Annotated in this window: 23 protein-coding genes and 1 pseudogene; 9 read left to right on the top strand and 15 right to left on the bottom strand. The window is 61.8% G+C overall.

The annotated features are described in order from the left end of the window. Window positions 1–14: 14 nt before the first annotated feature. From M2497_RS17380 to M2497_RS17345, 8 genes are all read right to left on the bottom strand, one after another. Complete coding sequence (locus tag M2497_RS17380; RefSeq protein ID WP_248481918.1) at window positions 15–956, bottom strand: sugar kinase; 942 nt, start codon at window positions 954–956, stop codon at window positions 15–17. Next, on the bottom strand, window positions 949–1731 hold the full coding sequence (locus M2497_RS17375; protein WP_248481916.1) for a sugar phosphate isomerase/epimerase: 783 nt from the start codon (window positions 1729–1731) through the stop codon (window positions 949–951). Before M2497_RS17375 ends, M2497_RS17380 begins: the two co-directional genes overlap by 8 nt. 44 nt (window positions 1732–1775) lie before the next feature. Next, entirely contained in the window at window positions 1776–2789 is a 1014-nt protein-coding gene (locus M2497_RS17370) for a LacI family DNA-binding transcriptional regulator (RefSeq protein ID WP_282579060.1), read from the bottom strand. 109 nt (window positions 2790–2898) lie between these two features. Continuing rightward, complete coding sequence (locus tag M2497_RS17365) at window positions 2899–3486, bottom strand: LysE family translocator (protein ID WP_248481912.1); 588 nt, start codon at window positions 3484–3486, stop codon at window positions 2899–2901. A 54-nt stretch (window positions 3487–3540) separates the two neighbouring features. Next, window positions 3541–4380 (bottom strand): AraC family transcriptional regulator, encoded by an 840-nt coding sequence (locus M2497_RS17360; protein ID WP_248481910.1) that lies wholly within the window; start codon window positions 4378–4380, stop codon window positions 3541–3543. Window positions 4381–4453: 73 nt separating this feature from the next. Next, window positions 4454–5095: a DUF1345 domain-containing protein gene (locus M2497_RS17355; protein WP_248481908.1), complete on the bottom strand. Its 642-nt coding sequence runs from the start codon at window positions 5093–5095 to the stop codon at window positions 4454–4456. A gap of 146 nt (window positions 5096–5241) precedes the next feature. Continuing rightward, entirely contained in the window at window positions 5242–8334 is a 3093-nt protein-coding gene (locus M2497_RS17350; RefSeq protein ID WP_248481906.1) for an efflux RND transporter permease subunit, read from the bottom strand. A gap of 6 nt (window positions 8335–8340) precedes the next feature. Then, on the bottom strand, window positions 8341–9483 hold the full coding sequence (locus tag M2497_RS17345) for an efflux RND transporter periplasmic adaptor subunit (protein ID WP_248481903.1): 1143 nt from the start codon (window positions 9481–9483) through the stop codon (window positions 8341–8343). Between the two features lie 289 nt (window positions 9484–9772). Between M2497_RS17345 and M2497_RS17340 the strand changes: the two genes are divergently transcribed. Together M2497_RS17340 and M2497_RS17335 are read left to right on the top strand one after the other, a co-directional pair. Continuing rightward, a complete protein-coding gene (locus M2497_RS17340) occupies window positions 9773–10474 on the top strand; it encodes a response regulator transcription factor (RefSeq protein WP_248481901.1) in 702 nt (233 codons plus the stop codon). 3 nt (window positions 10475–10477) lie between these two features. Then, window positions 10478–11779, top strand: a complete 1302-nt coding sequence (locus M2497_RS17335) for an ATP-binding protein (protein WP_248481899.1) — start codon at window positions 10478–10480, stop codon at window positions 11777–11779. Here M2497_RS17335 and M2497_RS17330 read toward each other — a convergent pair whose 3' ends face one another. Genes M2497_RS17330 through M2497_RS17320 form a run of 3 tightly spaced genes read right to left on the bottom strand, consistent with a single transcriptional unit; the run spans window position 11780 to window position 13535 of the window. Continuing rightward, window positions 11780–12448 carry an anti-sigma factor gene (locus M2497_RS17330; protein ID WP_248481897.1) on the bottom strand — a complete coding sequence of 223 codons (669 nt, stop codon included), beginning with the start codon at window positions 12446–12448 and terminating at the stop codon, window positions 11780–11782. After that, window positions 12445–12960 (bottom strand): sigma-70 family RNA polymerase sigma factor, encoded by a 516-nt coding sequence (locus tag M2497_RS17325; RefSeq protein WP_248481895.1) that lies wholly within the window; start codon window positions 12958–12960, stop codon window positions 12445–12447. Before M2497_RS17325 ends, M2497_RS17330 begins: the two co-directional genes overlap by 4 nt. A 50-nt stretch (window positions 12961–13010) precedes the next feature. After that, complete coding sequence (locus tag M2497_RS17320) at window positions 13011–13535, bottom strand: DUF3455 domain-containing protein (protein ID WP_248481893.1); 525 nt, start codon at window positions 13533–13535, stop codon at window positions 13011–13013. Between the two features lie 138 nt (window positions 13536–13673). Here M2497_RS17320 and M2497_RS17315 point away from each other — a divergent pair, with 138 nt between their 5' ends. The 3 genes from M2497_RS17315 (at window position 13674) to M2497_RS17305 (ending at window position 16654) form a co-directional block, all read left to right on the top strand. Continuing rightward, window positions 13674–14444 (top strand): class I SAM-dependent methyltransferase, encoded by a 771-nt coding sequence (locus M2497_RS17315; RefSeq protein WP_248481891.1) that lies wholly within the window; start codon window positions 13674–13676, stop codon window positions 14442–14444. A gap of 91 nt (window positions 14445–14535) precedes the next feature. After that, entirely contained in the window at window positions 14536–15321 is a 786-nt protein-coding gene (locus M2497_RS17310) for a sulfite exporter TauE/SafE family protein (protein WP_058424851.1), read from the top strand. Window positions 15322–15403: 82 nt separating this feature from the next. Beyond that, window positions 15404–16654, top strand: a complete 1251-nt coding sequence (locus tag M2497_RS17305; protein WP_248481889.1) for an IS256 family transposase — start codon at window positions 15404–15406, stop codon at window positions 16652–16654. Between the two features lie 291 nt (window positions 16655–16945). On the opposite strand, the gene M2497_RS17300 is transcribed toward M2497_RS17305, so the two are convergent. Further along, on the bottom strand, window positions 16946–18187 hold the full coding sequence (locus M2497_RS17300) for an acyl-CoA dehydrogenase family protein (RefSeq protein ID WP_248481886.1): 1242 nt from the start codon (window positions 18185–18187) through the stop codon (window positions 16946–16948). A gap of 253 nt (window positions 18188–18440) precedes the next feature. On the opposite strand from M2497_RS17300, the gene sfnG reads away from it, so the two are divergent. Further along, window positions 18441–19526 (top strand): dimethylsulfone monooxygenase SfnG, encoded by a 1086-nt coding sequence (sfnG, locus tag M2497_RS17295; protein WP_058425503.1) that lies wholly within the window; start codon window positions 18441–18443, stop codon window positions 19524–19526. A 43-nt stretch (window positions 19527–19569) separates the two neighbouring features. Here the strand turns inward: sfnG and M2497_RS17290 are convergent. Next, window positions 19570–20013 (bottom strand): annotated as a pseudogene (locus M2497_RS17290) (N-acetyltransferase); the annotation flags it as partial. 94 nt (window positions 20014–20107) lie between these two features. Between M2497_RS17290 and M2497_RS17285 the strand changes: the two are divergent. Both M2497_RS17285 and M2497_RS17280 read left to right on the top strand, forming a co-directional pair. Next, window positions 20108–21694, top strand: a complete 1587-nt coding sequence (locus tag M2497_RS17285; protein WP_248481884.1) for a RimK family protein — start codon at window positions 20108–20110, stop codon at window positions 21692–21694. Between the two features lie 7 nt (window positions 21695–21701). Then, window positions 21702–22625, top strand: coding sequence for a magnesium transporter CorA family protein (locus M2497_RS17280; RefSeq protein WP_248481881.1), 924 nt, complete (start codon window positions 21702–21704; stop codon window positions 22623–22625). Window positions 22626–22634: 9 nt separating this feature from the next. On the opposite strand, the gene map is transcribed toward M2497_RS17280, so the two are convergent. Next, complete coding sequence (gene map / locus M2497_RS17275) at window positions 22635–23390, bottom strand: type I methionyl aminopeptidase (protein ID WP_248481879.1); 756 nt, start codon at window positions 23388–23390, stop codon at window positions 22635–22637. After that, entirely contained in the window at window positions 23390–23590 is a 201-nt protein-coding gene (locus M2497_RS17270; protein ID WP_058425498.1) for a ParD-like family protein, read from the bottom strand. Before M2497_RS17270 ends, map begins: the two co-directional genes overlap by 1 nt. A 273-nt stretch (window positions 23591–23863) precedes the next feature. Here M2497_RS17270 and ilvA point away from each other — a divergent pair, with 273 nt between their 5' ends. Continuing rightward, window positions 23864–24895 carry a threonine ammonia-lyase, biosynthetic gene (gene ilvA, locus M2497_RS17265; RefSeq protein ID WP_248481877.1) on the top strand — a complete coding sequence of 344 codons (1032 nt, stop codon included), beginning with the start codon at window positions 23864–23866 and terminating at the stop codon, window positions 24893–24895. The last annotated feature ends 139 nt before the right edge of the window (window positions 24896–25034 follow it).

Raw genomic sequence — 25034 nt, 5'->3', positions numbered from 1 at the left:
CAACAGGGAATGAATCAGGCAACGGATCGAGCGGGTAACTCTGAACGGGTGGGCAAGCCTTCCATATCGCCACGGCTTTGCACGGCGCGGCTGCCGATCCAGTTGCCGCGCTGTACCGCTTCGCGGAAGCTGAGGTTTTCCAGCAGGGCGCTGATCATGCCCACGGCAAAGCCGTCGCCGGCGCCGACGGTATCGACCACCTTGTCCACGCGCACGGCGGCGACGAAGCCTTGGTCCATTTGCGTGCGGTAGTAGGCGCCGTCCGGGCCGAGCTTGATCGCCACGGCTTCGGCGCCCTGGTCGAGGTAGAACGCGGCGATGTCGGCCGGGTCATCGAAGCCGGTCAGCAGTCGACCTTCGCCCAGGCCCGGCAGCACCCAATCAGCCAGGCCGGCAAGGGCGTTGATTTCGCGGATCATCGTCTGTTCGCTGGCCCACAGCGACGGGCGCAGGTTGGGATCGAACGACACGCTGCGCCCGGCCTTGCGCATCTGCGTCATCAGCTCGGTAGACAACTCGCGGGTGGCGGCGGACAACGCTGGCGGAATGCCGGTGGCATGCAGATGGCGGGCTTGCAGCAGGGCAGGGCTGAAGGCCGCAACGGACAAATGGCTGGCCGCCGAGCCTTTGCGGAAATACTCGACCTGAGGGTCATCACCCGTTTCTTCACGGGACTTGAGCTGAAAACCGGTGGGGTGCAACGGGTCGACCGCCACATGCCGGCAGTCCAGGCCTTCTTTGCTCAAGGTCTCCACCACAAAGCGCCCGAGGGAATCATTGCCTACCCGGCTCAGCCAGGCCACGTTGAACCCCAGGCGCGACAGGCCGATGGCGACGTTGCTATCGGCCCCGGCAATGCGCTTGTGAAACTGCGCCACTTGCGCCAGGTCGCCGCTCTGTTCGGCGACGAACATCGCCATGGTTTCCCCAAACGACAGGATATCGATCTCAGACATGGGCATTCTCCACGCGCGGTTGGCCAAGGACGGCGAGGGTGGCAACGTGCCGGGCGGTGACCTCGACCAAGTCATCGCCTTGCAGCGGGAATTCCACCGCCCGGGTAATTCCTTGAGTCATATGCTTAAGCAGTTGTTCCCACAGATGCAGGTCGGTGGCGCCCGGCGGCACGGCGACCAGCTTGCCGTCCGGGCGACGGGCCACGGCCTTGCAATGCAGGTAGTCCACATGTCGGCCCAGCAGGCGTGCGGCGGTGAGGGCGGATTGGTCCTGCCACTGCCAGTTGCCGATATCGAAGGTCATCTTCACCGGCAGGGCCAGGCGCTCCACTTCGCTGAAGAAGCGTTGCATCGGCTCGATACGCCCGCCGTGCAGGGTCTGGTCGTTTTCCACCAGTAACTGCACGGGTTGGCGGCGGAGCAGGGCGTGCAGGCTGTCCAGGTCGTTGGTGTCGGTGAAGTAGCCGAGGGATACTTTCAACCATTGCGCGCCGAAAGCCTGTGCGCGGTCCAAGGTCGCTGCCAGTTCGGCATTCGGTTGGGCGCGGCCGGCGACCCACAGTTCCAGGGGCGATGAGAACACCGATTCCAGGTTCTGTTGCGCCGCGGCCTCGGCCAGTTCCGTGGGCTGTTCGTGGGTTAAAAGCTCTTCGCGCCATTCGATGCGCTGGGCGCCGGCGGCGGCGAGAACCTCGACAAAACTCAACTGGCCTTGTTGGCGTACCAAGTCTGCGCCGTAGCTGGAAAGGCTGATGGAGACGGGGTATTTATGCATTGTTGTTTACCTCTGAAACCGGTTTCATTTTTGTTCAAAATTTTTTAGACGTGCCGGGTCGAGCCACGAAGGATCAACTCGGGCAGGAAATCCAGGGTCCGTGTTGGCTCGGTATCGCCGCGCAAGCGCTTGAGCAGGCAATTGAATGCCGTTGCACCGATGGCTTCGGTCGGCTGGGCGAGGGCGGTGATGCCAGTGCCTACCAGCGGATACCAGTCCAGGTCATCCAGGGCGATCAGGCCGATGTCGTCGAACAGGTTGCAACCGAGGTTCTTCAGCACCCGGGTGCAGGCCAGCGCCGCGACGCCGTTGGCACAGAACAGTGCCTTGGGGCCAGGTTTGGCAAGAAAGGTGTGCAGGTGTTTTTGCAGTGTTTCATCCAACTCCAGCACAGCGCCGGTCAATGCCGGGCGGCTGGCGATTTCAGCTTTGAAACTGTCCAGGCGCTCCAGGCGCGAGCTGGTGCCATCGGTGGCTTCACTTACCATCAGCACATCGCGGTAACCCTGTCGCTCCAGATGTTCCACGGCCATGCGCACTGCCGCCGGGTTGTCCAGCCCCACCAGATCGCTGTGCAGCGGCTCGACCTTGCGGTCCACCAGCACCAGCGGCATTTCCCGTTGCAGTTCCAGCAGTTGGTCGAGGTGATGGCCGAGGGTGTTCACGATCAGCCCTTCGATGTTGTACGAACGCAGCGCCGCCAGGTGTTGGCGCTCCTGCGCGTCATCGCGGTCGGTGTTGCACACCACCAGGCTGTAGCCATGCTGGCGGCACGCAGTTTCGACGCCGTGCATCACGGCAATGGAATAGGGGTTGCGGATATCGGCCACCAGCATGCCGATCAGGCGCGTGCGGCCGCGTTTCAAGCCGCGAGCCATCTGGTTGGGGCGATAGCCGAGTTCATCGATGGCTTGTTCGATGCGCAGGGCGATGGCATCGGAGAGCAGGGCGCGGTCGTCGCCGATAAAGCGCGACACGCTAGCCTTGGACACGCCGGCGCGCTCGGCGACGTCGAGCATGGTCACGCGGCAGCGCTGGGCGGCGGAAAATTTGTTCACGGTCATCGACCTTCTTTTCTTATTGGAATGACTGAAACCGGTTTCAGGAGAGCACTAAACCAGTAAAGTCGTCAAGAAGATGCAGGGCAAGGCCAGATGACCGGTACGTTCAGACCAGCACACCCAACCAGGTCGCGCCCAACAGCAGCAGGGCCATACCCCGATTGAAACGTTGCATGGCCGTGGCCGAACGAAACACCCGTGAAGCGCCGGCCCCCAGCAGCGCCCAAGTGCCCAGGCAAGGTATCGAGATCAGGAAAAACACCAGGGACAACTGCACCACCTGGCTTTGGCGCTCGGCACCCTGGCCGGCAAATACACTCACCACCGCGAGCGCCATCATCCAGGTTTTCGGGTTGATCAATTGCAGGCTGGCGGCGCCTATCAGGCCAAGGGGTTTTTCGCTGGCGGCCACTTCGACGGCTTGGGCGGGTGCACTGAAGATCTGCCAGGCCAGGTAGCTCAGCCAGGCGACGCCGGTCCATTGCATGGCCGTTTGCACTTTGGGCAAATGCACCAGGGACTGGCCCACGCCGGTCCCCACCAGCAGCACAAGGCCGGCAGCCCCGACGCAGGCGCCGAGGATTATGGGTAACGCGGCTCTCAAGCCATATCGCGCGCTGTTACTCAGCACCAGGATATTGGTAGGGCCTGGCGTAATCGAGGCGACAAAGGCAAACAACATGAACGGCAACATTGCAGGTGACTCCGACAAATCCAGTGATGGCGTCGATCTTCACTGGCCGGTATGTCATCTGTCTGGAAGATTTGAGCAGCGCTTGCGGTACGCGGCGGGTGTCAAGCCGTAGGCGCGCACGAACCAGCGGCCCAAGTGGCTCTGGTCGGCAAAACCGAGGGCCATCGCGACATCGGCGGGTTGCTCGCCCTTGGCCAGCAAGTGGCGGGCGCGGGCCAGGCGCAGTTGTACCAGGTAGGCGTGGGGCGGCAGGCCGAATGCGCTCTTGAACGCACGGGTCAGGCGGAAACGGTCGACGCCGCAGGCCAGGGCCAATTCGTCCATGCCCACATCAACGTGCAGATGGGCGTGCAGGTATTCCCGCGCCTTGTGCGCAACCAGTGGCAGGCGCGGGTCTTCACGGTAGCGAGTGCGCCAGTAGAGTTGGTCGGTGAGGCGCTCCAACAGCTGGTCCATGGCGCGCTGGCGCACGATGCGCAGTTCGCCGCTGTGCAGGGTCTGGAAGGCTTGGCTGGTCGCCATGGCCAGGCGCGGGTCGCGGGTCAAGGTGCTGGCGAAAGCCAGTTGGCTATTGAGCGGTGCTTCTTCAAACACCGCGCTGACTTCACGCGCCAACCACTGTGGGTCGAGGTAGAGCATGTGGTAAGTGAAGCCATCTACAGTGGGCGCATCGCCGTCATGCAATTCGCCGGGCTCCACCAGGAATACCTGGCCGGGCACGCTGTTATGTCGGGTACGGCGGCAGTTGAATTGCTGCACGCCTTGCTCGGTTACGCCGATCAGGTAGCTGTCGTGCCAATGCGGGTCGTACGCATGACCTTCAAAATGCGCGCGCAGGGTCTCGATGCCGGTGTCGGCGTCCTGGGACAGGTCGATCCAATTGTGCGCGGCCATAAATCACCGAAGCGGAATACGTGAGGCTATTAGCGCCCAGCGTCGGGTGGGCGTCTAGAAGGTTTGTGCAGCATCAACCGAACAACCCGGCGGCGATATTGATCGAGAACCCCAGGATCGCGGTGTTGAACAAAAAACCGATCAGCGATTGCCCCAGCACTACTTTGCGCATCGCCCGGGTGGCGACGCCCACATCGGAGGTCTGCACCGCGACGCCGATGGTGAACGAGAAATACAGGAAGTCCCAATAGTTGGGCGTCAGCAGCCCTTCGGCAAAGCGCAGCGCCGGCTCCTTGCCGTCCCAGGTGTAATACAGGCGCGCGTAATGCACGCTGAAAATCACCCCGATCAGCAACCATGAACCGATCACTGTCAGCCCGGTAAAGCCGTAGTGCAGCAGACGTTCAGTGGTGGCCAGGTCCTTGCTGCCGACCAGTTCAAAGGTGATGGTCGCCAGGCTGGCGATGGCGGCGATGCACACGGTGAACAGCACCAGCCCGGCGTTTTCATCTTCGACCTCGGCGATGCGCTTCACGTCCTCGGCCTTGGCGCGACGGGTGAGCCACAGCATCAGTACCAGGTAGGTCCAGACCCCGGCGTTCCAGCCAATCAGGATTTTGCTGACCAGAGTGTCAGCCGGCGCCAGGATGCCCACGGCAAGGCCGAGCACGGCGGCGACGGAGAGGCGAGGGTGGGTGCGGGCGAGGAAGGGCATGGCGGCTCACAGCTGACAGTGGGTCAACTGACTGTACCTCATCATGTGGGAGGGGGCTTGCTCCCGATGGCGGTGTATCAGTGAAAAATGGTTCAGCTGACATACCGCATCGGGGGCAAGCCCCCTCCCACAGGGTTTAACTCGGTTTACCGGGGAGATTTCTTCACTAGCTTCATGACTACCACAAAGAACACCGGCACAAACACCACCGCCAGCGTTGCGGTGATCATGCCGCCAATCACACCGGTGCCAATCGCCTGCTGGCTCGCGGAACTGGCACCCGTGGCAATTGCCAGCGGCACCACGCCGAGGATGAACGCCAGCGAGGTCATGATGATCGGTCGCAAGCGCAAGCGCGCAGCCTTCAGGGTGGCGCTCATCAGGTCTTCACCCTGGTCGTACAGGTCCTTGGCGAATTCGATGATCAGGATCGCGTTCTTCGCCGACAGGCCGATGATGGTGATCAGGCCCACTTTGAAGAACACATCGTTGGGCATGCCACGCAAGGCCACGGCCAATACCGCGCCCAGCACACCCAGCGGCACCACCAGCAGTACCGAGGTCGGGATCGACCAGCTTTCATACAACGCCGCCAGGCACAGGAACACGATCAGCAGCGACAAGCCCAGCAGTATCGGGGCCTGGGAGCCGGACAAGCGCTCCTGCAACGACAAGCCGGTCCATTCCTGGCCCAGGCCGGCGGGCAGTTGGCTGACCAACCGCTGGATCTCGTCCATGGCTTCGCCGGTACTGTGCCCCGGAGCGGCTTCGCCGGAAATCGCGATGGCCGGGTAGCCGTTGTAACGGGTCAACTGAGCCGGGCCCTGGGTCCATTTGGCTTCGACAAAGGCGGACAGTGGCACCATCTTGCCGGCGTTGTTGCGCACGTTGATTTTCATCAAGTCCGCCACCTGGCTGCGCTGGTCGCCTTCGGCCTGCACCACCACGCGCTGCATGCGGCCCTGGTTGGGGAAGTCGTTGATATAGGCCGAACCGATGGCCGAGGACAGCACATTGCCGACATCGGCAAACGACACGCCCAGCGCATTGGCCTGCTTGCGGTCCACTTCAAGCTGCACTTGCGGTGCTTCGGCCAGCGCGCTTTCGCGCACGTTGGCCAGGATCGGGCTTTTCGCGGCCGCTGCCAGCAACTCGGTACGCGCGGCCATCAACGCGGCATGGCCCACGCCACCGCGGTCCTGCAGGCGGAACTCGAAGCCGCTGGAGGTACCCAGACCGTCCACGGGCGGCGGCAGAATCGCGTAGGCCACCGCATCTTTCAGCTCGCTGAAGGCCATGTTGGCGCGGTCGGCAATCGACGAAGCGGAATCGTCGCTGCCGCGCTGCGACCAATCCTTGAGCGTGGTAAACGCCAGCGCTGCGTTCTGCCCGGAGCCGGAGAAGCTGAAGCCCATGATCATGGTGGTATCACCCACCCCAGGCTCCTCGGCGTTGTGCGCTTCGATCTGCTCGGCCACCTGCACCGTGCGGTTCTTGCTCGCACCGGGTGGCAACTGGATGTCGGTGATGGTGTAGCCCTGGTCTTCCACTGGCAGGAACGAGGAGGGCAGGCGGCTGAACATCCAGCCCAGGCCCACCAGCAACACCAGGTAGATCAGCAGGTAGCGGCCGCTGCGCTTGAGGGCATAGGCCACCCAGCCTTCATAGCGGTCGGTGAACTGATCGAAACGCCGGTTGAACCAGCCAAAGAAACCGCCCTTGGCATGGTGCTCGCCCTGGGGGATCGGCTTGAGCAAGGTGGCGCACAGGGCCGGGGTCAAGGTCAGGGCGAGGAACGCCGAGAACAGGATCGAGGTGGCCATCGACAGCGAGAATTGCTGGTAGATCACCCCCACCGAACCGGCCATGAACGCCATCGGAAGAAACACCGCCACCAGCACCAGGGTGATGCCGATGATGGCGCCGGTGATCTGGCCCATGGCCTTTTTCGTCGCCTCCTTGGGCGACAGGCCCTCGGTGGCCATGATCCGCTCGACGTTCTCCACCACCACAATCGCGTCGTCCACCAGGATACCGATGGCCAGTACCATGCCGAACATGGTCAGCACGTTGATCGAAAAGCCCAGCAGCAACATGGTGGCGAAGGTGCCCATCAGCGCAATCGGCACCACCAGCGTCGGGATCAAGGTGTAGCGCACGTTCTGCAGGAACAGGAACATCACCGCGAACACCAGCGCCATGGCTTCAAGCAGGGTGTAGACCACCTTGGTGATCGAAACCTTGACGAACGGCGAGGTGTCGTACGGAATCTTGTATTCCACATTGGCCGGGAAATAGCGCGACAGCTCGTCCATCTTCGCCCGCACCAGCGTCGCGGTGCTCAGCGCATTGGCGCCGGGCGACAACTGCACGCTGACCGCGGTGGAGGGCTTGCCGTTCAGGCGTGTGGAGAACTGGTATTCCTGGCTGCCGACTTCCACCCGTGCCACATCGCCGATGCGCACGGTGGAGCCGTCCGGGTTGGCCTTGAGCACAATGTCGGCGAATTCAGCCGGCGTCGACAACTGGCCCTTGACCAGGATCGCGGCGGTGATTTCCTGGGTATTCGTGCCCGGCAGGTCACCGATGCTACCCGCCGAGACCTGGGCGTTCTGCGCGCTGATCGCGGCGTTGACGTCGGCTGGCGTGAGGTTGAAGCCGATCAGCTTCTGCGGGTCGATCCAGATCCGCATGGCACGCTCGGCACCGTACAGCTGGGCCTTGCCCACGCCATCCAGGCGCTTGAGCTCGTTCATCACGTTGCGCGCCAGGTAGTCGCTGAGCGCCACGTCATCGAGCTTGCCGTCGTTGGACGTAAGGGTCACCAGCAACAGGAAGCCGGCGGAGACCTTCTCCACCTGCAAGCCTTGCTGAGTCACCGCTTGCGGCAGGCGCGGCTCGACAGCCTTGAGGCGGTTCTGCACATCCACCTGGGCCATTTCCGGGTTGGTGCCCGGTTGGAAGGTGGCGGTGATGGTGGCCGAACCCAGGCTGCTCTGGGATTCGAAATACAGCAGGTGATCGGCACCGTTGAGCTCCTGCTCGATCAGGCTGACCACGCTTTGGTCCAGGGTCTGGGCCGAAGCGCCAGGGTACACCGCGTAGATTTCGACTTTTGGCGGCGCAACGTTGGGGTACTGCGCCACCGGCAACTGCGGGATGGCCAGCAAGCCGGCCAGCAGGATAAACAGGGCGACCACCCAGGCGAAGATCGGGCGGTCAATAAAGAACTGCGGCATGGCGGGTTATTCCTTTACGAGCGGGCTGTCGTCCACTTCAACTTTTTCACCGGGGCGCGCGTGTTGCAGGCCTTCGACGATGATGCGGTCACCGGCCTTGAGGCCGCTGCTGACGATCCAGCGATCGTTGACCACCGCGCCCAACTCCACCGGCTGCTGGCTCACGGTCTGCTCGGCGTCCAGCAGCAAGACCATCGGGATACCGGCGCTGTCACGGGTGATGGCGCGTTGCGGCACGCTGATGCCTTGCTTGTCGACGGCTTGCTCCAGGCGCACCCGCACAAAGCTGCCGGGCAGCAGGTCGAGGTCCGGGTTGGGGAACTCGCTGCGCAGGATGATCTGCCCGGTGCCGGGGTCGACGCTGATCTCGGCGAACAGCAACTTGCCTGGCAGTGGGTACAGGCTGCCGTCATCCTCGATCAGCGTGGCCTTGGCCTGGTCCTGGCCAACCTGCTTAAGGCTGCCAGCGCGGAAGGCGCGGCGCAGGTCGTTGAGTTCGCGGTTGGACTGGGTCAGGTCGGCGTGGATCGGGTCCAGTTGCTGGATGATCGCCAGCGGCGTGGCCTCGTTCTGGCCGACCAGCGCGCCTTCCGTTACCAGCGCACGACCGATGCGCCCGGAAATCGGCGCGGTCACAGTGGCATAGCCCAGGTTCAAGCGGGCGCGCTCCACGGCGGCCTTGTTGGCGGCGACTTCGGCGTTGGTCTGGCGCACGGCGGCGCGGGCGTTGTCGTAGTCCTGGCCGCTGATGGCGTTGCCTTCCACCAATTGGCTGTAGCGCTGCTCCTGCAGGCGCGCCTTGAAGGCATCCGCCTCGGCCTTGCTCAGGTTGGCCTGGGCGCTGTCGAGGTCGGCCTTGAACGGCGCGGGGTCGATGCGAAACAGCACGTCGCCCTGTTTCACGTCATGGCCTTCCTTGAACACCCGTTGCATCACCACACCGGCGACCCGTGCGCGCACTTCGGCGATGCGCGGCGCGGCAATGCGCCCGCTCAGTTCGCTGCTGATCGACAGCGGCTTGGCTTCCAGGGTTTCGATGCGCACTTTGGCCAGGGGCATTTCCGGCGCTTCGGCGGCAGAGTCACCACATGCGCTCAGGGCCAGGGTGAGGGCCAGCAGGCAAAATGGCGCAAACAGATTCTTCGACATGCTCTTATCCCAATATTGACTGGCGCATCCTAAGGTCACCTGCGCCGTGGTGCTGTGAAGCTGTGTAGCTCGTGTGTGAAGAAATGTAAGGTGCGGCGCGCGGGGCGCCGGGGGCGTATATCCTTGCACAATCCTGCAAACACTGGAGATGCCATGTGGGAGGGGGCTTGCCCCCGATAGCGGTGTATCAGTCGAAATATGCTTCACTGAGCCACCGCTATCGGGGGCAAGCCCCCTCCCACATGGGATTTGTGTACGACCAACAACTGTATTTTCTGGAAACACCTTTATGCCCAACATCCTCCTGGTGGAAGACGACGCCGCACTTTCCGAGCTGATTGCCAGCTACCTGGAACGCAATGGCTACCACGTCAGCGTGCTCAGCCGTGGCGACCATGTCCGTGAACGCGCACGCCTGAACCCACCGGACCTGGTGATCCTCGACCTGATGCTGCCCGGCCTCGACGGCCTGCAGGTGTGCCGCCTGCTGCGTGCCGACTCGGCGGGCCTGCCGATCCTGATGCTCACCGCCCGCGATGACAGCCACGACCAGGTGCTGGGCCTGGAAATGGGCGCCGACGACTACGTGACCAAGCCCTGCGAGCCGCGTGTGCTGCTGGCGCGGGTGCGTACGTTATTGCGCCGCAGCAGTCTTTCCGAGCCCCAGGTCGCCAACGACCAGATCACCATGGGCAACCTGTGCATCGACCTGTCCGAGCGCACCGTGACCTGGCGCGACCAGGCGGTGGAGTTGTCCAGCGGCGAATATAACCTGCTGGTGGTGCTGGCGCGGCATGCGGGTGAAGTGCTCAGCCGCGACCAGATCCTGCAACGCCTGCGCGGCATCGAGTTCAACGGCACCGACCGGTCGGTGGATGTGGCCATCTCCAAGCTGCGCCGCAAGTTCGACGACAACGCCGGCGAGGCGCGCAAGATCAAGACGGTGTGGGGCAAGGGCTACCTGTTCAGCCGTTCCGAGTGGGAATGCTGAGCCATGTTTCGTGTATTGCTACGCCTCTACCTGATCACCATTGTTACCTACAGCCTGGCGATCTATCTGATCCCTTCGTTGGTGATCCAGCTGTTCGAACACCGCTACATGAACTACAACATCGAGCAGACCCGCGGCCAGCAAAAGCTGATCGTCAAGCAATACCAGCGGGCGCCGGTGGAGCGTTGGTCACAGGTGACCGAGCAACTGGGCCGCGATTTTGCGCCGCTGAAAGTGCAATTATTGCTGCGCCAGGACGCCAGCTACACCCCGGCAGAAGAACAGTTGCTGGAGCAGGGAAAGTCGGTGGTGCGCCTGGGCGAGTGGGGCTGGATGGAGCAGATCAGCTCGCCGATCAATGAGCAATTCGTGGTCAAGCTGACCATACCGCCCGACCCGATGGACATGAACGTGCTGTATTGGGCGATCAACGTGCTGATCGTCGCCGCGTTACTGGCCTGCCTGCTGGTATGGCTGCGCCCGCATTGGCGCGACCTGGAACGCCTGAAAAGCACCGCCGGGCAACTGGGCCGGGGCAACCTGGCCGAACGCACACAGCTGCCAGCCAGCTCCAGCATCGGCAGCCTGGCGGCGGTGTTCGACACCATGGCCGACGACATCGAGCACCTGCTCAACCAGCAGCGCGATTTGCTCAACGCCGTTTCCCATGAACTGCGCACGCCGCTCACGCGCCTGGATTTCGGCCTGGCGCTGGCGCTGTCCGAAGATTTGCCCGAGGCCAGTCGTGAACGCCTGCATGGCCTGGTGGCGCATATTCGCGAGCTGGATGAGCTGGTGCTGGAGCTACTGTCCTACAGCCGCCTGCAAAACCCGGCGCAACTGCCGGAGCGGGTCGAGGTGGTGCTTGATGAGTTTATCGACAGCGTACTGGGCAGCGTCGACGACGAACTGGAAAACCCCGAGATCGTTATCGATGTCGCGCTCGACTGCGCCGTGGAGCGCTTCAGCCTCGACCCGCGCCTCACCGCCCGCGCCTTGCAGAACCTACTGCGCAATGCCACGCGTTACTGCGACAAACGCATTCAGGTCGGCGTGAACGTCTGCGCCAAGGGCTGTGAAATCTGGGTGGACGATGACGGCATCGGCATCCCGCTCGACCAGCGTGAGCGCATCTTCGAGCCGTTCTACCGCCTGGATCGCAGCCGTGATCGCGCCACTGGCGGTTTCGGCCTCGGCCTGGCCATCAGCCGGCGCGCCCTGGAAGCCCAGGGCGGCACCTTGACCGCGCTGGCGTCACCGTTGGGCGGTGCGCGGTTCCGCGTGTGGTTGCCCAACGTCGCTTGATCAAAGCACCTTGACGGCGCGGCCGATCGCCTGGATTGGTCCGGTGGGCTTGCCGGTCGGCGAGCCCCGTGGGTCTTCCAGGGTCAGCTCGAACAGCTGGTTCTGCGTCAACGGTGGCAGCTTGTCCAGCGGCACCGACAGTGTCTGGCCGGGCTTGACCAGCCCCAACGACACCGGCCCCTGCCACCCATCGCCCTTGGTCCAGAACTGCAAGGCCTTGTCGGCTGGCACTTCCATCACGCCCAAGGGGATCAACTGAATCTGCTGGTCATTGCTGGCCTGAATCACCCAGCCCGGTGCTTGGCTTTGCGGCGCGACCAGCACCACCACAAAGCGGGGTTCCAGGACGGGCGGACGCGTCAGCAACAGCGTGGCCAGGGCCAGCGTGGTGACCAGCCCGGCACCGGCCAGGCCGCGCCATACGGCCAGCAGGTTCCACCAGGGGGTGTGGGCGCTGGCAGTGTGGCGCTCGATGCGTCGCCACAATTCAGCGGAGGGCGGCACGGGCTCCGCCAAGGCGGTCAACGGCAACAGACGCTGCTCCCAGGCGTCGACTGCGGCGCGCAGCTCGGCGTCGTGCTTGAGTCGTTGCTCCACTTCGGCGCGCTGTTCGCCGGGCAGGGTGCCCAGTACATATTCGCCGGCCAGTTCGTCCAGAGGGTTGCTCATGCCATGCACTCCCGCAGCGCGGCGAGGCTACGTTTGATCCAGGCTTTGACGGTCCCCAGCGGGGTGTCCAGTTTCCGGGCGATTTCGCTGTGGGAAAAACCGTCGACATAGGCATGCAGGATGCACGTGCGACGGGCCGGGTCGAGCTGCTCCAGGCAGGTGTGGACTTGCCCGGAGCGTGTGGTGAATTCAAAGGTGTCGGTGGCTGCGACCTGCTCGTGTTCATCGTCCAGCGGCACTTCGCGGTAGTGATTGCGCACCACATTGAGCGCCAAGTGCCGGGTCACGCTGAACACCCAGCCACGGGCTGAACCGCGGCTGGGGTCGAAACTGCCGGCGCCACGCCAGATCTTGATGAACGCGTCATGCACGATGTCTTCGGCCAGGGCCTTGTCCCGGACGATGCGCAGCGCCACGCCGAGCAAGCGGCTGCTGTCCTGCTCGTAGAGCTGGCGCAAGGCGCGTTGGTCACCACGGGCGCAGGCCTGCAGGCAGGCGTCGTAATCAAACACGTGGTGCTCCCCCCAACGATCGGTATTGGGGGCAGCGTAGCCGACTTTGCTCAGTTGGCCGCCCAGAAGATGTAATCCGCCTGGTACTTCACCACTTCCTGCTTGCCCTTGTTGGCCGCGGTGCATGCGCTGTTCGGCGCCACGCCACCCTTAAGCGCCACGCGCTGGATGTAGCTTACGCCGCTCATTGCCCCCTTGCCTTCGGCCGGGTTGGCCTTGACCAGTTGATACGGCAGGTTGCCCGCGCCGGACGGCGCCACGGCCAACTGTGTGCCGGTGATTTTCGAGCCGTCCTTGGCCTGCCAGGTGGCGGGTGGGCCGAAGTAGGTGCCGACTTGTTTGCCGCTGCGGTCATTCAACACCGCCTTGGGCCCGACAAACGTCCACTCGGTCTGGCCGGCAGCGTTGGCTGTGTCACGGCACTCGTAGGTGATTTCGCCGACGCCGGTGGTTTCCAACGCCACTTTGTGGCCGTCCGGCACCTTGATGCTGTCGGGCAAGTCGGCCTGGGTTGCAAAGGCGGCCGGCGCGGCGGCGAGCAGGGCGGTGAGGCAGAACAGTGCTTTAGCGTTCATGGGTACTTCTCCATTTCAGTAAAACAGCGGGGTGACTGAAAGGACTACCCACGGCGAGCACGATTGGATGCAGCGATTAGAAAATAAACCTCAGAGGGCGCACACTGTGTCCCCGTTTTACCCGAGGAGAGATTGGCAATGACTGGTGTGCACACGTCTGCTCAACAAGGTTTCTCTACCCAGGCCGTTACCTACGCCCAGGGGCGGCCGGATTATCCACGGCAACTCACCGGCTGGCTGGCCGACACATTGCGCATCAGCGCGCAGTCCAGCGTGATTGACCTGGGCGCCGGCACCGGCAAGTTCACCCGTTTGCTCAGCACCCTGGCACCGACCCTGATCGCGGTCGAGCCGGTGGCGGCGATGGGCGCGCAGTTGACCAAACTGCTGCCGGATGTGCGCCTGCTCAATGGCACCGCTGAATCCATCCCCTTGCCAGCCGCCAGCGCCGATGCAGTGGTGTGCGCCCAGGCGTTCCACTGGTTTTCCACCGAGGCGGCCCTGGCGGAAATCCATCGCGTGCTCAAGCCTGACGGCCGCCTTGGCCTGGTGTGGAATGTGCGGGATGAATCGGTGGATTGGGTCGCCGCGATCACCGACATCATTACCCCGTACGAGGGTGATACGCCGCGCTTTCATACCGGCCGCTGGCGTGATGCCTTCAGCGGCAAGTATTTTTCCCAACCCGAAGTGACCTGTTTCCCCTACAGCCATGTTGGCAGCCCTCAGGAGGTGATCATGGATCGTTTCCTCTCCGTGAGCTTTATTGCCGCGTTGGCCGATGAGCCCAAGGCCCGCGTCACCGCGCAATTGCAGGCGCTGGTCGACACCCATCCTGCATTGAAAGGGCGCGACACCGTGGCCTTCCCGTATCAGACCCAGGCTTACGTCTGTCATCGACTGGTCTAAAAGGCATAAAGTCAGATCATATTGGTATAAGTCGTTATAAGAAAAATCGCTATCCTGCGGCCAGAAATTTATAAGGCCGCAGGTAGCTGTAATGGATGTGGGTAATTTTGGTTTCGTGGTTGCCGGCCTGATCGTTGGTTTTATCGTGGGCATGACCGGTGTGGGCGGTGGTTCGTTGATGACGCCAATCCTGTTGTGGTTCGGCATCAACCCGGCCACCGCGGTAGGCACCGACCTGCTGTACGCCGCCATCACCAAGTCGGGTGGGGTGCTGGTGCACGGCAAGAACAAGAACATCGACTGGACCATCACCGGCTGGCTGACCCTGGGCAGCGTGCCTGCGGTGTTGCTGACGCTGTGGTTCCTGGCCAGCCTGCACACCGATCCCAGCGCGATGAATGCGGTGATCAAGCAGGCGCTTGGTGTGGTGTTGCTGCTGACCGCGTTGGCGATTCTGTTCAAGAACCGCCTGTTGGCGTTTGCCCAGCGGCATGCGGGTGATAGCTATCACATGAGCCCGCGCAATCTGAATGCGCTGACGGTGGTGACGGGGGCGATCCTCGGTACCATGGTGGCGCTGACGTCCATTGGCGCGGGAGCGCTGGGGACGGTCGCGTTGTTTATTCTGTATCCGTTCCTGGCTACGCGGCGGCTGGTGGGGACTGAGATCGCGCATGCGGTGCCGCTGACCCTGGTGGCGGGGTTGGGGCATGCCAGCATGGGGAATATGGATTGGCATCTGCTCGGGTTTTTGTTGATGGGGTCTTTGCCGGGGATCTATGTTGGTAGTCATATGACGGGGAAGCTGCCGGACGGGGTGTTGCGGCCTTGTTTGGCGGTTATGCTCATGGCCATTGGTTATAAACTGGCTTTCTGATTGGGGGTATATCCGTTATTTAGGTAACGGGGGGGTGTCAGTAATTTTGTGTTCGGGCATAACATGAGTAAGAGGTGCATGTATGCCAACCAAAAAGAAACCCGCGTTGCGAGAGCTGCCGAAAATCCCGAAAGAGCTTCTCGAGCAATTCACCGATGGTCCGATGACCGCTGAAGCCATCGAGGACGCGTCTGCGGCGTTCAAGAAGGCTTTGATCGAGCGAGCGCTGAGTGCTGAGCTCGGTCATCACCTGGGCTATCCGCCGGGCGCACAGCGCCCAGAGGATGAAACCAACCAGCGCAATGGCAAGAGCGGCAAGACGGTTCTCACCGGCGATGGCCCGCTCCGACTGGATATTCCACGTGATCGGGACGGCAGTTTTTCCCCTATCCTGATTCCCAAGCACGAGCGCCGCTACACCGGGTTCGATGACAAGATCATTGCCATGTATGCCCGTGGAATGACGGTCAGAGAGATCCGGGCGTTTCTTTCCGAGCAGTACGGTACTGATGTTTCTCCGGACTTCATCAGCTCTGTGACCGACGAGGTCATGGCAGAGATCGGTGCATGGCAACAGCGGCCTTTGGAGCCGATGTATCCGGTTATTTTCTTCGATGCTCTACGGGTCAAAATCCGCGAAGAGGGGCTGGTTCGCAACAAGGCGATCTACTTGGCCCTGGGTGTTTTGCCTGACGGAACACGCGATATTCTCGGCATCTGGATAGAAAATACCGAGGGCGCCAAGTTCTGGATGAAGGTTTTCAACGACCTCAAGACACGCGGCGTCGAAGACGTGTTGATTGCTGTGACCGATGGCCTCAAAGGCATGCCAGAAGCGCTCAACGCCGTGTTTCCAGACACGACACTGCAAACATGCATTGTTCATCTGATCCGCAACAGCCTTGATTACGCGGCTTGGGACAAGCGTCGCGAACTGGCCAAGGCGCTTAAGCCGATCTATCAGGCGGTGACCGCCGAAGCGGCCGAGCAGGCGCTGGATGCGTTTGAAAGTGGGCCATGGGGCAAGCAATATCCGACGGTAGTGGCTGCCTGGCGTCGCGCTTGGGATCGTGTGGTCCCATTTTTCGTGTTCCCGCCGGCGATCCGAAAAGTGATCTACACGACCAACGCCATCGAGAGCATCAACGCTCAGTTGCGCAAGATCATCAAGACGCGCGGCCACTTCCCGACCGACGATGCGGCGACAAAACTGATCTGGCTTGGACTGCGCAATATCACCGCCAACTGGGGCTCAGCGGCCCATGATTGGAAAAGTGCGATGAATCAATTTGCGATTCTTTACGGAGATCGATTTATCAGGCCTACCTGGTAAAAGCAGGGCCTGCCTGACGGCAGGCCGTTACCGGCCCGCACACAAAATATCTGACAGTCCCGGTAACGGCGGCTATTGGTTCCGCCCTTACGGCGGGTCACTTTTGAAAGAGCGCCAAAAGTAACCAAAAACGCTTCGCCCCAACACTCGGCACCGAGCCTGGGCGAGGTGCCGAGTGTTGGGGCAAGAGCGTTTTGCTTACTTTTGCGCTCTTTCAAAAGTGAGCCGCTGTAAGAGCGGAACCATAAGTAGCCGTTACCCAAATAACGGATATGCCCCCTATAAAAAACCTCAACCCACGACGCCAGGCCCATTCCCAATCTGCCAAACAAACGGCGGCTCAGCCCCATTGACCACCCAATCCCCCACAATCCGCGCCTTGTAAATCACCGGATTGTGCGACGACACCGTCCGCGCATTCCGCCAATGCCGATCCAGCGCCTTCCCCTGACGCACATCCGAAGCCCCCAACGCATTAAACAACTCACTGGTCGCCCGCTGGATCAACCCCGACACCACCACCTGCGCCGTAGCCGACTCAATCTCGGCCGCCACGTTCGCTTCGCGCTCTACCGCATCATCCCCGCCAAATCGCGCCACATACGCCCGTTGCGCCGGCAACGTCGCTTTCAGCGCACTCGCCTCGGCGGCATACACCAGCGCCGCCACTTCACCCACCACCTGTTGAATCTGCGCATCCTGGCTGACATGCGCCGCATTGCCATGGCTGTAGATGCGCTTGCGGCTGCGCACCTGATGCGCCACATCACGCACGGCCGCACGGCCGATACCCGCCAACGTGGCCAGCAACACCAACTGGTAGAACGCGGTCTGGTATTTGAAGCGCGTGGCAAAGTCGATCACGTTGTCCGCCTCCACCACCGCATCGCTAAAGCGCGACGTGCCGCTGCCGGTGGTGCGCTGGCCAAAACCGTCCCAGTCGTCACTGTGCACCACGCCCGGTTGACGGGCGCGGGTCGCGGCGATCACGTCGCCACCGGTGTCGCTGCGTTGGGCGTACACGTCGATCCAGTCGGCAAAGATACTGCCGGTGCTGTAGAACTTCTCTCCATTGAGCTTCCACTGGTCGCCGTCGGGGCTGACCCGGGTGACCACGTCGCCAATGGCCACGTTGCCGATTTCGGTCCAGGCACAGCCGACGATATCGCCGTCCACGAAACGCTTGAACCACAGGTCGCGGCCGGCGCCGGGCGGTGCATTCAGGCGGTCTTCGGCAAAGGCGAAGTGCCCGCGCAGGGCCTGGGGCACGTTGGAGTCGGCTTCGGCCAGTTCGATCAGCAGTTCGAACAACTGCGGCAATGAAGCACCACCGCCGCCATATTCCACCGGCACGCGGACGGCGCCAAACCCTGCCTCTTTGAGCCACTGGATCGGCTCATGGGGCAGGGTGCGATTGTGTTCGCGCGCTACGGCACCTTCGGCGATGCGCTGGAAGATCGGGCGGAAACGTGCCGCCAGCGTGGGGTAGTCGACGCCGATGGACAGCGGGTTGATGACGTGATGTTCGGTCATGGCGAGGTTCCTGGGCAGTGATCGATGCAGAGGGGATTGCACAGTCCGTGCCGGGTTCCGGGGTGCGTATTTACGGGGACAAACGTCGAGTTACTGTTGCCCTGGCAACAGCGGATCGACAAACCGACGCAATCCAACACACTGGCGATGGTGCCGGGTATCAGGCCCAAGCCGCCTGGTCTGGGCGTTTCCCCAGCCTGGCACGCTTGCTGCTCAAGCCCTGGTACATCCCTTTTGTACGAGGTACCGTCCGATGACTCAACACGCCGTGAAATTTGCCTACTGGGTGCCCAACGTCAGCGGTGGGCTGGTGGTCAGCAAAATCGAACAACGCACCCACTGGGGCATCGATTACAACCGCAAGCTGGCGCAACTGGCCGAGGCTGCAGGCTTCGAGTACGGCCTGACCCAGATCCGTTTCACCGCCGGCTACGGCGCCGAGAACCAGCACGAATCCGTGGCGTTCAGCCACGCGTTGCTGGCCGCGACCACCACGCTCAAGGTGATCGCCGCGATCCTGCCCGGCCCGTGGCAACCGGCGCTGGCGGCCAAGCAATTGGCGACCATCGACCAGCTCACCCATGGCCGTATCGCGGTGAATATCGTCAGCGGTTGGTTCAAGGGCGAGTTCCAGGCCATTGGCGAGCACTGGCTGGAGCACGACGAGCGTTATCGCCGTTCCGAAGAATTCATCCGCGCCCTCAAGGGCATCTGGACCCAGGATGACTTTACCTTCAAGGGCGACTTCTACCGGTTCAACAATTACACCCTCAAGCCCAAGCCACTGGGCCAGCCGGAAGTGTTCCAGGGCGGCAGCTCGCGGGCGGCGCGGGACATGGCCGCGCGAGTGTCGGATTGGTACTTCACCAACGGCAACACCCCGGAAGGCATCAAGGCCCAGGTCGATGACATCCGCGCCAAGGCGGCGGCCAATAACCACTCGGTCAAAGTCGGCGTCAACGCCTTCGTGATCGCCCGCGACACCGAGGAAGAAGCCCGCGCCGTGCTGGCCGAGATCATCGACAAGGCCGACCCGGAAGCGGTGAATGCCTTCGGTGATGCAGCGAAACAGGCCGGCAAGGCGTCGCCGGAGGGCGAGGGCAACTGGGCCAAGTCCAGCTTCGAGGACCTGGTGCAGTACAACGATGGCTTCAAGACCAACCTGATCGGCACGCCGCAGCAGATTGCCGAGCGCATCGTCGCGCTCAAGGCAGTGGGGGTGGACCTGGTGCTCGCGGGCTTCCTGCACTTCCAGGAAGAAGTCGAATACTTCGGCAAGCGCGTGTTGCCGCTGGTGCGTGAGCTGGAAGCCAAGGCGGCAATCAAACAGGTGGCTTGATCCGTGCAAGCTTGATCCGTGCAAGTAGTGAGCGGGCTTGCTACAGGTGTTTTTCCAGGCGAAGGGCGGGAGTGTGGTCTTCGTAGTAGTCGTTGATCAGGGCAAAGCGCCGATAACCGTTGCGCTCATAGAGGTTGAGGGCGCCGGGGTTGTCGGTGCGTACTTCCAGACGTATGCAGGTATAGCCCTGTGCCACTGCGATAGCTTCCACGTCGTTCAGCAACTGCTTGCCCAAGCCAATGCCGCGTGCATGCTCGGCAATGGCAATCGAATACAGGCGCGCCGAGCAGGCGCCCCGACGAAATAACACCAGCGCATAGCCGAGTAACTGCCGGTCATTTTCCGCCACCAGCAACTGGCCGTGGGCGCGGCTGACCATCCACTGGAAACTGCGCGATGACAGCCGGTCGCTGCTGAAACAGCGCTGTTCCAGTGCCACCAGTTCAGACACATCGTTGGAGGTTGCAACGCGAAAGCAAAGAGCCATATGACCGCCGTAAAAGTTGTGTAACGAAACGGGACTTCTCTAAATGATCGTGCTTAATAGAAAAGGTCGAGTTCTCTAAAGCGGATCAACTATTATGTCGGCGGTACAAGGTCATTGGCGTGAAGTATCGGAGCAAACAGTCGCGACGACAATAACTGATAAAGGTTATTTTTCTGCCGCACTCAAAGGAACCCGTCAAGTCGTGATTATTGTCGAGCGCAAGGAAGATTGGGCCTCCTACTTCCCCAGCGAAGACATCGTCACCGCCCAGGAATACCTGGAACAGACCCGGGAAACCGAGACCGGCAAGCGGGTGCAGGTGATCAACCTGTGCCGCAGCTACAAGTACCTGGGGCACGGTTACTACTGCTCGCTGCTGGCCGAAGCCCGTGGGCACAAGGTGATTCCGTCGGTGCGCACCATCAGCGAACTGACCAAGAAGTCGCTGTACGGCCTGGCCCTGGATGACCTGGATAAAACCCTCGATAAAGCCTTGAGTCATCATCTTTACAGCAATACCGAAGGCTTTACCCTGACACTGTATTTTGGCCGGACCAATATAGAGCCGTTGCAGGACCTGGCCCGTCAGTTATTTGAAGCGTTCCCGTGTCCCATCCTGTTAGTTGATTTCAAAAGGAGTAACGGCTGGCATATCGAAGGGATCAAGTCCGGTGTATTGCACAAGTTGCGCGATGACCAGGAAGATCAATTCGCCCATGCGCTGGACAACTTCAGCCGCAAGATATGGCGCCAGCCGCGCTCACGTCGCCTGGCCCGTTATGACCTGGCCATCCTGCACGATCCCCAGGAGCAATTGCCGCCGTCGAATGCCAAGGCGTTGGACAATTTCATCCGCGTGGGCAGGGGCCTGGGCATCGATGTGGAGTTGATCGAGCGCAAGGACTATTCGCGCCTGGCCGAGTACGACGCCTTGCTGATCCGCGAGACCACCAGCGTCGACAACCACACCTACCGCTTCGCCAAGAAAGCCGAAAGCGAAGGCCTGGTGGTGATGGACGACCCGGCGTCGATCCTGCGCTGTACCAACAAGGTCTACCTCACCGACTTGCTCAACAGCCACCAACTGGGCATGCCCGCCACCGAAATTCTGTACAAGGAGCGACCGGAAGACTTCGAGCGGGTCGGCGAGCGCCTGGGCTTCCCGCTGGTGCTGAAGATCCCTGACGGTTGCTTTTCCCGTGGCGTGATCAAGGTTGAAAGCCAGGAAGCCTTGCTCAAGGCCACCGCCGAGTTGTTCGAGCATTCAGTGCTGTTGCTGGCCCAGGAATTCTTCTACACCGAATACGACTGGCGCATCGGCGTGCTCAACCGCAAGCCGATCTTCGCCTGCCAGTACTTCATGTCCAAGGGCCATTGGCAGATCTACAACCACAAGGCCATCGGCCAGGCCATCAACGGCGAATGCCGCACCCTGGCGGTGCATGAAGCGCCCAGGGCGGTGGTCGAGTTGGCAGTGAAGACCGCCAACCTGATCGGCGATGGCCTCTACGGCGTCGACCTCAAGCAGTCCGGTGACAAGGTGGTGGTCATAGAGGTCAACGACAACCCGAACCTGGATGCGGGCATCGAGGACGCCTACTTGCAGGACGACCTGTATGGCCTGGTGCTGGAGGAGTTCGTGCGGCGCCTGGAGTTGAAGCGTCAGGGCCAGGTCTGGTGACCCGGCGATGATCCAGCGTTTCGAGCTGATCGATGGCAAGCTGCAGGGCGGGGAGAGTGACGCAGCCCCGATCATGCTGTTCAACAACCCTGACCTGGCCGAACGTGGGTGGCTGCGCGACCATCACAAACTGGATGAACACGCCCTGGCCTCGGCCCTGGACCCGGATGAAGTCTCGCGTATCGAGTTTCACCCCGACAATCTGTTCCTGATCTGGAAACGCCCCGAGAACTACTCCGGCGGCGGCAACCTAGTGTTCGAAGTGTCGTCCTGCGGCCTGCTGTTTTCCCCCAGCCGCCTGCTGGTGATCGCCACCGACGAAACCCCGCTGACCGGCCTGGGCAAGCGCCGTCCGCTGCACACGCCGCTGGATGTGCTGCTCGACCTGCTGCTCAACAACATCCACCATTACCTCGGTCATCTCAAGGTGATCAAGCTGGTCGCCCGCGAGCTGCAGCAGCAGTTCAATGCGTCCATGAGCAACCACCACCTGATGCAGATGTTCAGCCTCAGCGAAAGCCTGATCTATTACATCAACGCGCTGCACAGCAACGGCGCGGTGTTGTCGCGGCTGCGCAACCACGCAGAGAAGGAGCATTTCAGCGCTGAGATCATTGGCTTGATCGATGACCTGGTCATCGAGAACCACCAGTGCTACAAACAGGCGGAGATCTATTCCAATGTGTTTTCCGGGCTGATCGACGCGCGCGGCAACCTGATGAACAACAGCATGAACAACCTGTTGCGCAAGCTCACGCTGATCAACGTGGTATTCCTGCCGCTCAACCTGATTGCGAGTATCGGCGGCATGTCGGAGTTCAGCATGATGACGGCGGGGACGCCGTGGTGGGTGTCGTATCCACTGTTCTTGGCGGCAATGGGAGTGGGCGGTGGGTTGATGGTCCTGGGCCTCACGCGCATCAAATTGTAGGCGCTGGCGTCAGGGGGAGGGTTGCAACGTCAGGACCTCAAAGCCGTCCGCCGTCACCGCCACCGTATGCTCCCACTGCGCGGACAGGCTGTTGTCCTTGGTCACCACCGTCCACCCATCCTTCAAGCTGCGCACTTTCGAGCTGCCCTGGTTGAGCATCGGCTCGACGGTGAACACCATGCCTTCGCGCAATACCAGCCCGGTACCGGGGCGGCCGAAGTGCAGGACCTGCGGTTCTTCGTGCATCTCGCGCCCAATCCCGTGGCCGCAATACTCACGCACCACGCTATAGCCGTTGGCCTGCGCATGGCTCTGGATCGCATGGCCGATATCCCCCAGGCGCGCGCCGGGCTTGACCTGGCGGATACCGGCCCACATGGCTTCAAAGGTCTGCTCCACCAGGCGCCGGGCCTTGGGCGCGACGCTGCCGATCATGTACATCTTGCTGGAGTCGGCGATAAATCCGCCTTTTTCCAGGGTGATGTCGATGTTGATGATGTCGCCGTCCTTGAGGATCTCCTTGGCGCTGGGCATGCCATGGCACACCACCTCATTGATCGAGGTGTTGATGCAGAAGGGGTAGTCGTACTGGCCCAGGCTCGCCGGGCGGGCCTTGAGGTCATTGCGGATGAAGGCTTCGACGGCGGCGTCCAGCTCCAGGGTGGAGCGGCCGGCGGCGACGAACCCATCGAGCATGCTGAAGACCTGGGCCAGCAGGCGCCCGGACTCACGCATCACGGCCAGTTGTGCGGCAGTCTTGATCATCAACTGCGCCCCCGGATCAGGTCAGGCTTGTCCAGCAACAGTTTGTTGATCAACTCGTTGTAGGGCAGCTGGGGGTTGAGCTCGGCGAGCAGGCCGATCTTGATCCAGAATTCGGCCTGGGCGTTGATGGAGCGGTCCATCGCGGCGCTGGCCAGGCGCAGTTGTTCGTGCAGTTGGTCGGTGATCTTGACGATGCCCATGGTGTTCACTGTGCTGGGTTGATATACAAAGCGTATATGTTTCGTATATAGGGCGTAAACCCCCGGCCGCTAAATGGAGCAAGGCCATTGACTTGGGCGCGGGCCGCCGGTTAGTTTCGTGACATGACCTTTCAAACCTTTCGCAGCCAGCCAAGCATTATTACCGCCATTCCTCATTTGGCGGGATAGCGCACGGCTGCACCCAAACCCGCCCTTGAGGCGGGTTTTGTTTTTCCGTCTCCCGGGCCCTTTACAAAAAGCCAGGAGAGAGCCATGAGTACCCGCCCCGAGACCGCCGACACGGGCTTGCTTGAACAGTATGTGAAGAAGATCCTCGCCGCCCCGGTCTACGACCTGGCGGTGCGCACGCCGTTGCAGGTCGCGCCCGCGCTATCGGCCTTGCTGGGCAACCAGGTGCTGCTCAAGCGTGAAGACCTGCAACCGACCTTTTCTTTCAAGATCCGCGGCGCCTACAACAAGCTGATGCAGTTGAGCGACGCGCAAAAGGCCCGGGGCGTGGTCACGGCCTCGGCGGGCAACCACGCACAAGGCGTGGCGCTGGCGGCGCGGGAACTGGGGATCAAGGCGCGCATCGTGATGCCCGCCAGCACCCCGGAACTCAAGGTACTCGGCGTGCGCTCTCGCGGTGCTGAAGCGGTGTTGCATGGGCAGAGTTTCCCCTTTGCCCTGGCCCATGCGTTGCAACTGGCCGAGTCATCCCGCGCCACCTTCGTGTCGCCCTTCGATGACCCGGATGTAATTGCCGGCCAGGGCACCGTGGCCATGGAGATCCTGCGTCAACAACAGGGCGCGTTGGACGCGATCTTCGTGCCCGTGGGCGGTGGTGGCCTGATCGCCGGGATCGCCGCCTATGTCAAATACCTGCGTCCCGAGGTGCGCATCATCGGCGTCGAACCCGAAGGCTCCAGCTGCCTGTTGGCGGCGCTGCAAGCGGGGGAGCGGGTGGTGCTGCCCAGTGTCGACGGGTTTGCCGACGGTACGGCGGTGGCGCAGATCGGCGCCTACGGGTTTGAAATCTGCCGCCATTGGGTGGATGAAGTCATCACCGTCAGCAACGACGAATTGTGCAGCGCCATCAAGTTGATCTATGACGATACCCGTTCTATCACCGAGCCTTCTGGCGCATTGGCGGTGGCGGGTGTGCGCAAGTACGTGGCAACTAGAGGCGTACAGGGGCAGACCCTGGTCGCGGTCAATTCGGGGGCGAATATCAACTTCGATAGTTTGCGACATGTTGCTGAAAGAGTTGCGGCGCAAAGCGCAAGTTCAGGGTTAAACGTTTAATCGCAGCCAATCGACGACGATTTGAACAACGCTGCTTTACTTATATAACCCGGCCCATCGCTTATGAGGAAAGGTTACAACGATGGCCGATTTTGCCGAGTAGGCTTGGGTGTTAGAAGCGTCTTCCAGGGTCGGCAAG

The organism is Pseudomonas sp. CYM-20-01, assembly GCF_023169845.1.
In the GTDB taxonomy this organism is placed as follows: Bacteria; Pseudomonadota; Gammaproteobacteria; order Pseudomonadales; family Pseudomonadaceae; genus Aquipseudomonas; species Aquipseudomonas azotoformans.
The sequence above is the reverse complement of the archived record's forward strand: the minus strand, read 5'-3'. Positions and strand labels throughout refer to the sequence as shown.